The 11,191-nt window shown below is 61.6% G+C and carries 8 protein-coding genes; 3 read left to right on the top strand and 5 right to left on the bottom strand.

What is annotated here, in order from left to right; translation table 11 throughout:
* The first annotated feature begins 1 nt into the window (after position 1).
* The 3 genes from RCH14_RS08395 to pepA all read left to right on the top strand — a co-directional run bounded on the left by RCH14_RS08395 (position 2) and on the right by pepA (position 2,550).
* Positions 2-733: a GNAT family N-acetyltransferase gene (locus RCH14_RS08395; protein WP_343025683.1), complete on the top strand. Its 732-nt coding sequence runs from the start codon at positions 2-4 to the stop codon at positions 731-733.
* Positions 734-873: 140 nt separating this feature from the next.
* Complete coding sequence (locus RCH14_RS08390) at positions 874-1,539, top strand: methyltransferase domain-containing protein (protein ID WP_343025682.1); 666 nt, start codon at positions 874-876, stop codon at positions 1,537-1,539.
* Between the two features lie 183 nt (positions 1,540-1,722).
* Positions 1,723-2,550: a flocculation-associated PEP-CTERM protein PepA gene (pepA, locus tag RCH14_RS08385; protein WP_343025681.1), complete on the top strand. Its 828-nt coding sequence runs from the start codon at positions 1,723-1,725 to the stop codon at positions 2,548-2,550.
* A gap of 127 nt (positions 2,551-2,677) precedes the next feature.
* On the opposite strand, the gene RCH14_RS08380 is transcribed toward pepA, so the two are convergent.
* The 5 genes from RCH14_RS08380 to icmF all read right to left on the bottom strand — a co-directional run bounded on the left by RCH14_RS08380 (position 2,678) and on the right by icmF (position 11,102).
* Positions 2,678-3,556 (bottom strand): ThiF family adenylyltransferase, encoded by an 879-nt coding sequence (locus tag RCH14_RS08380; protein WP_343025680.1) that lies wholly within the window; start codon positions 3,554-3,556, stop codon positions 2,678-2,680.
* 78 nt (positions 3,557-3,634) lie between these two features.
* Complete coding sequence (locus tag RCH14_RS08375) at positions 3,635-4,306, bottom strand: GNAT family N-acetyltransferase (protein ID WP_258837016.1); 672 nt, start codon at positions 4,304-4,306, stop codon at positions 3,635-3,637.
* Between the two features lie 143 nt (positions 4,307-4,449).
* Positions 4,450-7,224 (bottom strand): XrtA/PEP-CTERM system TPR-repeat protein PrsT, encoded by a 2,775-nt coding sequence (gene prsT, locus RCH14_RS08370; protein WP_343025679.1) that lies wholly within the window; start codon positions 7,222-7,224, stop codon positions 4,450-4,452.
* A 194-nt stretch (positions 7,225-7,418) separates the two neighbouring features.
* Positions 7,419-7,736, bottom strand: coding sequence for a hypothetical protein (locus RCH14_RS08365; RefSeq protein ID WP_343025678.1), 318 nt, complete (start codon positions 7,734-7,736; stop codon positions 7,419-7,421).
* Between the two features lie 66 nt (positions 7,737-7,802).
* Positions 7,803-11,102: a fused isobutyryl-CoA mutase/GTPase IcmF gene (gene icmF / locus RCH14_RS08360; RefSeq protein WP_343025677.1), complete on the bottom strand. Its 3,300-nt coding sequence runs from the start codon at positions 11,100-11,102 to the stop codon at positions 7,803-7,805.
* Positions 11,103-11,191: the final 89 nt, after the last annotated feature.

Here is an 11,191-nt window from a genome sequence, read left to right as displayed (position 1 = left end):
CATGATCGAGACATTAGCGCCAGCCATCCCCTACACCGGGCTTGGTAGCGATGACTCAGCCCCGGATGGCAAGCCCAGCATCATTGACGTCACGATCAACCAGCGCGTATTCGGGATTCGCGCTGCCGACATTGATACCCAGCGCAATTCCGCGAGCATGCTCATCAGTAAGATGTACGCCTGGCGTGGTTACAGCGGCAACCACCAGATCGGCACCGACCCGAATCGGATCACGCTGACTGCATCGGATGCTGGCGATGTGTTCGGGACCTTAAGTCTGGGCATGGATTCGGATATCGGATTGCTCGCTGATCAGGTCTTCAAGGACCATATCGATCCATTTCGCCAGCGCGGTCGGGTATGCGAGATCATCAAGCTCGCAGTCGACCCGGCAATCAAATCGAAGGCTGTGCTTGCATCACTGTTTCATGTGTCACTGATCTATGCGCGTGATCTGAATGGCTGCAGTGACATTCTCATTGAAGTCAATCCGCGTCATCGCCGTTTCTACGAAGTCATGCTCGGATTCCAGCTGGTTTGCGAATCGCGCGACAATCCACGCGTTCAAGCGCCAGCAGTTCTATTGCGGGTATCAACTGCTTATGGCACCGAGCAGGTCAATAAGCTTGGCGGCATGCAGGACAAGGCCGTAGGCGAACGTTCACTGTTCCCATGGTTCTTTTCGCCGCGCGAGGAAGCCGGCATCGTCAACCGGCTGCGGCAGCTCGGTTAAGGACTCTTCACGCGCCGTCCTGCCGCTTCGGCGGGCCCGCACTGGTCCGCCAATTATTTCTCGATTGCATTTGTGCCTTGCCTGCCTGAGCGGAACATCCTATATTCAGCGCTTCGTGTATTTGAAAATGAGGATGCTCCATGACGACAGGTAAGACCAGGGACGAAATCGCTGAAGCCTATTCCTCTGAGCCGTGGTGGTACGACCTCCGTGGTTTTTTCATCCTGACCTTCGCTTACAACAGCACAATCGGCACCCAGATGCGCTTCTTTGGGCCGAACTTCGGTCCCGACCACCTGGAAGTGGCTTGTGGCACCGGAACCCTGCTCGAAATGGTGCTGAACTGGCGTCGTCGCCGCAAACTGCCGCAAGTCAAGGTGACTGGCATCGACTATGCACCATCGATGCTTGCTGGGGCCAAGCGCCGCTTTGCCAACAATCCGCAAGTCCAGGTCCAGCATGCTGATGCAGCCCAGTTGCCGTTTGCTGACAACCGCTTCGACACAGCCAACATTGCCAACTCGATCCACTGTTTCCCGACAATCGACGGGGCGCTGCGCGACATCCTGCGTGTGCTCAAGCCGGGTGGGACGATGGCCGCAAATGTCCTGCTGTATCCAACAGGATTTGCTCCGCTACGCTGGGCGGCGCAGAAGATTAACGACTGGGGCATCCGTAAAGGCATTCTATACAGCCCGTTCCACGTGGAAGAACTACGCGCCAAGATGTTGGCAGCAGGATATGAGATTCACTCGGAATTTACTTCCGGAAACACATGGAATGTAGTGGTACGCAAACCTCTGTAGGAATACTCTGACAGCATGGGTTTTAGGCGCTAAATATGCTGTCGGTATTTTTTACACTGATATTTGATCTTGATCAATGAGAATAGATAACCATCTGATTTAAAACAAATATCCTGAGCTGGCACGGTGATTGCTTATATAGCCTCGTGAGCAGTACCCCAGACAACCCAGGAGATTTACAAAATGAACGCTTTTAAGAAAACCATCGTCGCAACGTCGATCGCAGCAGCAGCAATGTTCGCTGGCGCAACTGCTCAGGCAGCATCGTTCAACCCATTTACGATCAATCCTGTTGGTTCGGCTGCTAACTTCCAGGCCGACAAGATTACCGGTAACTACACCGAAATCGCTACCTTTAACGAAGATGGCACGTTCAACGTTTCCCTGTACTGGCGCGCTGGCCAGTTCGTCACCGGTGGCGGTAATGTCCCACTGGAAGGTGGCGACACCGGCCTGGGTTTTGATTATGGCATTTACGCTCTGTACAAAGCGTCGGGTACTGTGTCGGTAAACGGCAATATCACCACCTTCAATTTTGCTCCTAGCGCGGCTGGCGACCTGAAGTTCATGCTGGATGCTCCACGTAACAACGTCGGCGCAACCGTCATTGCTCCAACGACTGGTAGCGGTGACTTTATTATCGCTGGCAGCGGTGATGACACCATTCTGGCAACCGGCGAACCGCTGACTGGCTTGGGTACTCTGAATCCAGGCCTGAGCACTTGCGGTAACGGCGGCATCAACTGCGGCAGCTTCGGTTCGAATACCACCTTCAATCTGACCGCTGCTGGCGCTGGTTTCTTCATCGCGCCGAACCCGTTCTACAGCTTGTCGTTCCAGTCGGGTCAGCTGAACAACTTCAACCCAACCGGTACCCAGACCATTAACGGTTCGCTTGACGTCGTGTTCTCTGATGCAGCTGAAGTGCCAGAGCCAGCATCGGTTGGCCTGCTGGGCCTGGGCATGCTGGGTCTGTACGCAGCACGTCGCCGCAACAAGAAAGCTGCCTAAGAATCACGGGCCTGCTGCGCAGGCCCTGTTCTCAAGCAAGAAAAAAACCACTGCCGGTAACGACAGTGGTTTTTTTCGTGCTGCGATCCGTCGGCATGATGCGCCGATAAACCGACGCACCAATCGTTCAGCGGCCGGCAGCTGCCATGCGCGCGAATTGACGCCGGCCAATGGCAATCGCCAGACGCTGGATCGGATGCCGGTTGCCGCCCGGCCGCCATGTGCGCTTGAGCTTGTTGCGGTAGGCGTCGAACTGCATGCCCCAAGGCGCCGCCAGCACGTCGCCGCGCCCCAGCAGGATCTTGAGCGACTCGGTGGCGATGATGCCGGCGCACAGCTGGCAGGCCATGAAGGTCGACGGGCCGCGCCGCTCGGCAAAGTTCACCGACCCCGGCACCATGAGGTAATTGCGGTGCAGACCAGCTGGCGCCAGGCCGACCACGAAACGGATCGCTTTTTCCTGCTCCGGCAAATCGCCCCAGCCAAAATACTCCTCGAACGTCATCTTGCCCGGCATGAAGTTGAGCAGGGCGGCGCCCATGCCCAGCGGCGCGGCAGTGATGGCCGGGATGCCGAGCCGTGCGCAGGCCGCAAACGTCTGCTGGCGCGCATCGAACGCAAAGAAGTCGAGCGCATCGACGTACAGGTCGACGCCGGTCAGGAACGCATCCAGATTGTCGGCATGGACGCCTTCGGGGAAGATCTTGATGTCGATGTCGGGATTGATGTCGCGCGCCATACGCGCCAGCACGTCGGCCTTGGGCTGGCCGACGGTCGACATCATCGCGCCGACCTGGCGATTAAAGTTGGGGATGTCGAATGTGTCGAAGTCGGCAATATGAAAATGCGTGACCCCCAGCCGGGCGAGCGTCAGCAGGTGCACCCCGCCCACGCCGCCGCCGCCCGCAATGGCAATGCGCTTGCCACGCAACTGCTGCTGTTCGGCGGGCGTGACCCAGCCAATATTGCGTGAAAACGCCTGCTCGTACTGGAACGGATTGCTCATCGGGGACATTGCGAAAAAGTAGGGACAAGCTGGTCGGCGCCGCAGGCAAGGCAGGGCGCGTACCGGCGGCGCAGTCGCTTACGCCGGATGTGACTCATCCATGCGCAGCAGGCGGTTGATGATACCGCGTTCCTCGCGGGGCGAGAAGAAGTACGGGTAGAACGAGCGCTCTTCAGTTTCACCATCGGCCGCAAAGGTGCCGCCAAAAATGCTGATCTGCTCGGTAACGTATTTCAGGTTCACGCGCAGCAGGTAGGCTGGCGCATCCACGCGCGTGTTGATCTTGAGCTCGCCCTCTTTGCGAAACCCCAGCATGCGCTCGTAAAAGCGGCGGTGGCGCGGGTTGACTTCGATGATGATGTCGGTGCAGCCATGCATGTCGCGCGCGTAGATGACCGCCAGGTGAAACACGTTGGCCAGCGCGGTTTTCGAGCGTACCGATGGGTCGAACGCAAATTTGGTGAACTCGCACAGGCGTGCGCCGTTGGCGCGGTGGGCATCGAGCTCGGCGCCGAAGACTTCATCGGCCATCAGCCCGACCTCCGAATCGATGCCGATGCTCAGAGTGCCGACCACATCGCCCTTGTCGGTGGCGGTCAGCGTGATGCGATTGGGGTCGTTGCTCGGCTGGTGATCGCCGGAATAGCCGCGCCAGGCGTACATCCTGTTGATCAGCATGCTGGCCGAGTTGCGACCGTCCGAAGTATCGGTAAGCCGGATTCCGTATGAATCGTCGTTCACGATAAACATCCTTATTTATGTCATGACATCTTATCTCGACATCAATAAATTGAGCGTTCGATAGGATGAATAAATACCATCGCCAGGATGCCGTGCGCAAAGTTCAATCAGGCCGCCGCAAGAGCAATGGTAGCGTGCGGCGGCGTGCAACTTTACAGCGTCTTGAGCAGCGCGCGTGCCTCATCGGCTTGCGCGAACGGCGCGTTCGCTGTCAGCAATTTATCGAGCTCACGCTTGGCGCCGGCCTTGTCGCCACTCTTGTTCAGCGCCTGCGCCAGGTGATAACGGATCTCCATGGCATTCGGCGCCTGGGTGCTGGCCTTTTGCAACAGCGGCAAGCCGCGTGCGACATTGCCCTGCTCAACCAGCATCCAGCCCAGCGTGTCCATCACGCCCGGATTGTCGCTGGCGACCTTGAATGCCTGCTCGGCGGTTGCCAGCGCGCGCGGGTCCTTCACCTGCTGGTAAGCCCAGGCCAGGTTGTTCAGCACCAGCGGGTTGTCCGGCGCCGTCTTTTGCACCGATTCCAGACGGGTGATGGCCGCCTTGTAATCCTTGCTCGCCATATTGATCTCGGAAGCCATCAACGCCATGCGTGCATCGGCCGGGTTCTGGGCCAGCCATTTCTCGGCGCGCGCCAGTGCCTCTTTGCCCTTGCCGCCCGCCTGCATCGCCTGCACGACCTTGGCGTTCAGCTCCGACGACGGCGCCAGCGCTGCGGCTTTTTCATACGCCAGCAGGGCTGGTGCGCTCTTTTGCTGGCTCATCAGGATGTCGCCCTCGAGCACGAAGCCCAGCGGCGCTTTCGGCGCGGCCTGTTGCGCCTGGCGCGCTGCTGCCAGCGCGTCGTCCGGGCGCTTGGCGCGCATTGCCGCATCCACCTGCATCAGGCGCGCCGGCATGAAATCAGGCTGCAGGTCGACGGCGCGTTTGATGTGGCCGGCGGCTGCACTGTCGTTCTTGAGCAGGCGCTGCACTTCGGCCAGGCGAATCTGCGCCGGCGCCGATTTCGGCAGCACGTTGGCCAGCTTGCTGTAGGTGTCGAGTGCGCCGTTCAGATCCTTGCTCGCGACCTGCGACTGGCCCAGCAGTTCGAGCACGCCGGCATCGGTCGGGTTCGTGGTCTGGAACTTGCGGGCCAGTGCCAGTGCTTTTGGCGCCTGGTCGGTGCGCAGGTAATGCGCGCCCAGCTTCAGTGCCGGGGCCGTTGCCTGCGGATTTGCCGTGCTGGCTTTTTCGAACCAGGTGGTGGCTTCGGCCGTGTTCTTCTGCAGCAGCGCCAGCTCACCCAATGCCGCCATCGCGTCGGCATTGTTCTTGTCCTTCTCGAGGAAGGCCGTGAAACGCGCCTTGGCAGCGTCCGGCTTTTTCTCCTGCATGTCCAGGCGCGCGAGGTTGGTCACGGCCGGCAAGAACGTCGGCTGCAGCTGCACGGCTTTCTCAAACGCGGTGCGTGCTGGCGCATTCTTGCCTTGCACCATGTACACGGCACCCTTGAGCTGCTGCACCTGCGCGCTGTCCGGCTGCTGCTTCTCGAGCGACGCGACGGCGGCCTCAGCCCGGTCGTAGCGCTTCATGCCCATCTCGGTCTGCACCAGGGCCATCGTGGCCTGGATCGATTTCGGATCGAGCGTGGCAGCCGCTTCAAGTTCGCTCAGGCCACGGGCCTGGTCACCCTGCGCCAGGCGCGACAGCCCAAGCGAGGTACGCACGGCAGCGGCTTGCGGCGCCAGCGTGGCGGCTTGCTGGAGGTAGCTGCTGGCCTTGTCGAAGTCGCGCACCTGCATGTACGACTCGCCTGCCAGTGCCAGCAACTGCGCATCCTGCGGCGCATCTTTCAGGGCTGGTGCCAGGGTTGCGGCGGCATCGGCAGGCTGCGAATTGCGCAGCTGTGCCTGGGCCAGCAGCTTGCGCGCATAGACATTGTTCGGATTGCTTTGCAGGTATTTGCGCAGATGCTGCTCGGCTTGCTGGGTGCCGCCCAGGTTCAGCTCGGATGCGCCGGCCAGCAGGATGCTCGGCTGGTGATCGGGCGCGATCTTGAGGATCTTGGCCAGCGCGTCTTTGGCTGCCGAGTATTTACCTTGCGAGAACTCGTACAGGCCGCGGGTGTACACCACCAGCAGGCTGCCCGGCGAATTCTTTTCGGCGGCCTCGACTTCGATCTTGGCCGCATCGAACTTGCCGCGGGCGATCTCGACATACGCTTTTTCGATATGGGCGCCGCGGTGATCCGGCTTGAGCTTGAGCGCCTGGTCATACGCTGCCAGGGCTTCGTCCGGCTTGTTCATCATGCGCAGCATCGAGCCGCGCATCATGTAGGCTTCCGGGTTCTTCGGATCCTTGGCCACAGCGTCTTCGACGTAGCGCTGTGCTGCTTCGCGGTCGCCTTTGGCGGCGGCCATGCGCGCCATACCCATCAGCGCCTCGCCCGAATTGGCATTGGCCGCCAGTGCTGCGGTGTAGGCTTGCTGCGCTTCTTCCGGCTTGCCGCTGCCCAGCAGCGCGTCGGCGCGCAGGCTCAGCAGTGGCGCCGAGCCGACGGCCGCTTCCGGCGTGATCTCGGTCAGCACTTCCTTGAACTTGCCTTGCTGCGTCAAGGCCTGGCCAAGCAGCGGCAGCACGCGCGCCGCCGGGATGCCCAGCGAACGGGCGCGGCCGAATTCTTTCTCAGCCGACACGGCGTCGCCGGTCGACAATTGCAGGGTACCCAGCGCCATGCGCGCCTCGCCATTTTCCGGGCTGTTTGCCACGGCATTCTTCAGCTGGATCAGCGCCGCCTTGATATCGCCTTTTTGCTGATATTCAGTGGCTTCGGCCAGCAGCGTCTCGGTCGACTGGGTGCGGTTGCAGCCGGACAGGCCAGCGGCCAGGATGGCGCCGGACAGCAGGGCGGTGAGAGTAAGCTTGGTAGCGTGGCGCGACATGTAGGATTCCTCAGGCAATGGAGTTCGTAGTTTCGCCAGATAGCGAAATTCCTTAACAACAAATAATACCTGAAGGAATAGCGGCGCCAACGTACAAACGGATGCGATTGTTGCAAATTTCGGCCGCTGGTAACAGCAAAAAAGTGAGAGCAATTGTTACCGAGGCGGGAAGCGGCGGGCGCCGCCTGATTCAGTCATTTTTCGCTATCGGGACCCTTGCGCAACCGTTGCAGTAAGGCATCGACATTCTCGCCCACCGGCAAGCCATGCCGCCGCAATAGCTGCACATGCAGCACGAGGTTTTCCAGCACCAGCTTGGCCGAGACGGCAAGCAGTGTCGTCAAGCGATCTTCGTGGCTGAAGTTGTCCAGCGCCGCCGCCATCTCGCACAGGTGATTGGCGACGAGGTCACGCAGTTCGTCTTCGGGGAAGGGGAGGTCGGCGAAGTCGATCGGATCTTCCTGTTCGACTTCGCGCATCAGGGCGGCCAGCTGTGCGGGTTGGATCGGCATGAATGACTCCGTGGTGGTCACTATGGTGGTCACGAAGTCATTCTAGGCCGTTTGCAGACAGCGTGATTACATATTGCGCCGATACTGCCCACCCACTTCGAACAGCGCCGTCGTGATCTGCCCCAGCGAGCACACGCGCACGGCGTCCATCAGGTGCGCAAACACGTTCTGGTTGTCGATCGCTGCCTGGCGCAGTGCGGCCAGGGCGGCCGGCGCGGCATCGGCGTGGCGCGTGTGGAAGGCGTCCAGGCGCTGCAGCTGCGACTGCTTTTCGTCGTCGGTCGAGCGCGCCAGTTCGATCGTCGCCGGTGCGCCCGAACCCTTCGGATTGCGGAAAGTATTGACGCCGATGATCGGCAGTGTGCCGTCGTGCTTCTGGTGCTCGTACAGCATCGACTCTTCCTGGATCTTGCCGCGCTGGTAGCCGGTTTCCATCGCGCCCAGCACGCCGCCGCGTTCGGCGATGCGCTCGAATTCCTGCAGCACCTGCTCTTCGACCAGGTCGGTCAGTTCGTCCATGATGAACGCGCCCTGATTCGGGTTTTCGTTCTTGGCCAGGCCCCACTCGCGGTTGATGATGAGCTGGATGGCCAGCGCACGGCGCACCGATTCGTCGGTGGGCGTCGTGATCGCTTCGTCGTAGGCATTGGTGTGCAGCGAGTTGCAGTTGTCGTAGATCGCGATCAGCGCCTGCAGCGTGGTGCGGATGTCGTTGAAGTCGATCTCTTGTGCGTGCAGGGAGCGGCCCGACGTCTGGATGTGGTACTTGAGTTTTTGCGAGCGGTCGTTGGCGCCGTAGCGCTCGCGCATGGCCACTGCCCACAGGCGCCGTGCGACACGCCCGAGCACCGTGTATTCCGGGTCCATGCCGTTCGAGAAGAAGAACGACAGGTTCGGCGCGAAGTCGTCGATGTGCATCCCGCGCGCCAGGTAGGCTTCGACGAACGTGAAGCCGTTCGACAGCGTGAACGCCAGTTGCGAGATGGGGTTGGCGCCCGCTTCGGCGATGTGATAACCCGAGATCGACACCGAGTAGAAATTGCGCACGCCGTGGCGCACGAAATATTCCTGGATGTCGCCCATCACCTTCAGCGAAAACTCGGTCGAGAAGATGCAGGTGTTCTGGCCCTGGTCTTCCTTCAGGATGTCGGCCTGCACGGTGCCGCGCACGCTGGTGAGCACCCAGGCGCGGATTTTTTCGCTTTCGTCCGGCGTAGGCTGGCGGCCGTTGTCGTGCGTGAACTTGTCGATCTGCTGGTCGATCGCCGTATTCATGAACATCGCCAGGATGGTCGGCGCCGGGCCGTTGATCGTCATCGACACCGACGTCGACGGGCTGCACAGGTCGAAGCCGTCGTACAGCACCTTCATGTCGTCCAGCGTGGCAATCGACACGCCCGAGTTGCCCACCTTGCCGTAGATATCGGGCCGCAGCGCCGGATCGGCGCCGTACAGCGTGACCGAATCGAACGCGGTCGACAGGCGCTTGGCGTCCATCCCGGTCGAGACGAGCTTGAAGCGCTTGTTGGTGCGGAAGGCGTCGCCTTCGCCGGCGAACATGCGGGTCGGATCTTCGCCTTCGCGCTTGAACGGGAACACGCCGGCCGTATAGGGAAACGCGCCCGGCACGTTCTCGAGCATCAAAAAGCGCAGGATTTCGCCATGGTCTTCAAAGCGCGGCAGTGCCACCTTGCGGATCGGGTTGCCCGACAGGGTTTTGGTCACGAGGCGCGTGCGGATTTCCTTGTCGCGCACGTGCGTGACGTAGTCGTCGCCGGCGTACGCGGCCTGCAGCGCGGGCCAGGCCGCCACGAGGTTCTTCGCTTCGCCATCCATCGCGTTCTCGCGCTCGGCCATAAGGCCGTCGAGTGCGTCGCCCGCGGCGGCGCCCTGGCCAGCTGCCAGCAGCATGCGTTTCGATTCGCCCAGTTGCTGGCGCTCGCGCGCGAACTTCACCTGACGCGCCACGTGGCGGTGGTAGCCGCGCACGGTGTCGGCGATTTCGGCCAGGTAGCGGCTGCGCGCCGGCGGCACGATCACGTTCTTGCCGCTCGAGTAGCGCAGCGCCGGCGCGGGCAGGCTGCCCGCATCGATCGGCAGGCCGAGCGCAGCGAGCCGGGGTAGCAGGCCGTGGTAGAGGGCCGTCACGCCATCGTCGTTGAAGCGCGAGGCCTGGGTGCCGAACACCGGCATCTGGTCCGGGCTCTGGCTCCACAACTCCCGGTTGCGCTGGTACTGCTTGGCCACGTCGCGCAGCGCATCGAGCGCGCCCTTGCGATCGAATTTGTTGATGGCGATGAAGTCGGCGAAATCGAGCATGTCGATTTTCTCGAGCTGCGAAGCGGCGCCGAATTCCGGCGTCATCACGTACATCGACGTGTCGACGTGCGGCACGATGGCGGCGTCGCCCTGGCCGATGCCGGATGTCTCGACGATCACGAGGTCGAACCCGGTCACCTTGCAGGCGGCAATCACGTCGGGCAGTGCCTGCGAGATTTCCGAGCCGGCGTCGCGCGTGGCCAGCGAGCGCATGAAGACGCGCGTCTGGCCGTTCCACGGACTGATCGCATTCATGCGAATCCGGTCGCCCAGCAGCGCACCGCCGGACTTGCGGCGCGATGGATCGATCGAGATCACGGCGATGTTCAGGCGGTCGTCCTGATCAAGGCGAATGCGGCGGATCAGTTCATCGGTGAGCGACGACTTGCCCGCGCCGCCGGTACCGGTGATGCCCAGCGTCGGCACGCGCAGCGTCGCGGCGTGTTCGATGATCTGTGCGCGCAGCGCGGCGTCGACCTTGTCGTTTTCCAGGGCCGTGATCAGTTGCGCCAGCGGGCGGTGGCGCGCGGCCAGCTCGCCCTGCTGCAGCGCCGCCAGCGTGGTTGGCGCATACGGCGACAGGTCGACGTCGCAGGCTTGCAGCATCGCGTGGATCATGCCGACCAAACCCATGCGCTGGCCGTCTTCCGGGCTGAAGATGCGGGTGACGCCGTACGCATGCAGTTCGTCGATCTCGTGCGCGACGATCACACCGCCACCGCCGCCGAACACCTTGATGTGCGCACCGCCGCGCTCGCGCAGCAGGTCGATCATGTACTTGAAGTATTCGACGTGGCCGCCCTGGTAGCTCGAGATGGCGATGCCCTGCGCGTCTTCGGCCAGCGCCGCCGTGACGACATCGTCGACCGAGCGGTTGTGGCCCAGGTGGATGACCTCGGCCCCGTTCGACTGCAGGATGCGCCGCATGATGTTGATCGAGGCATCGTGGCCGTCGAACAGCGAAGCGGCGGTGACGAAGCGCACCTTGTTGGCCAGTTGCGGGGTGGCGGGAGCGGCCAATGCGGCGGCGGCAGTTGTGTCGTTCATGGCTGGCAGTCCTTGTAGGCAGGAGGACGAGGGGTGCTGGTAAGGTATCTGACGTTAACGTTAACGTCAAGTCGTAGACAAATGAACCG

Origin of the sequence: Massilia sp. MP_M2 (assembly GCF_039123635.1) — a bacterium.
Classification (GTDB): Bacteria; Pseudomonadota; Gammaproteobacteria; order Burkholderiales; family Burkholderiaceae_D; genus Telluria.
Note: the sequence above shows the minus strand (reverse complement) of the source record. Positions and strands in the feature narration are given on the sequence as shown.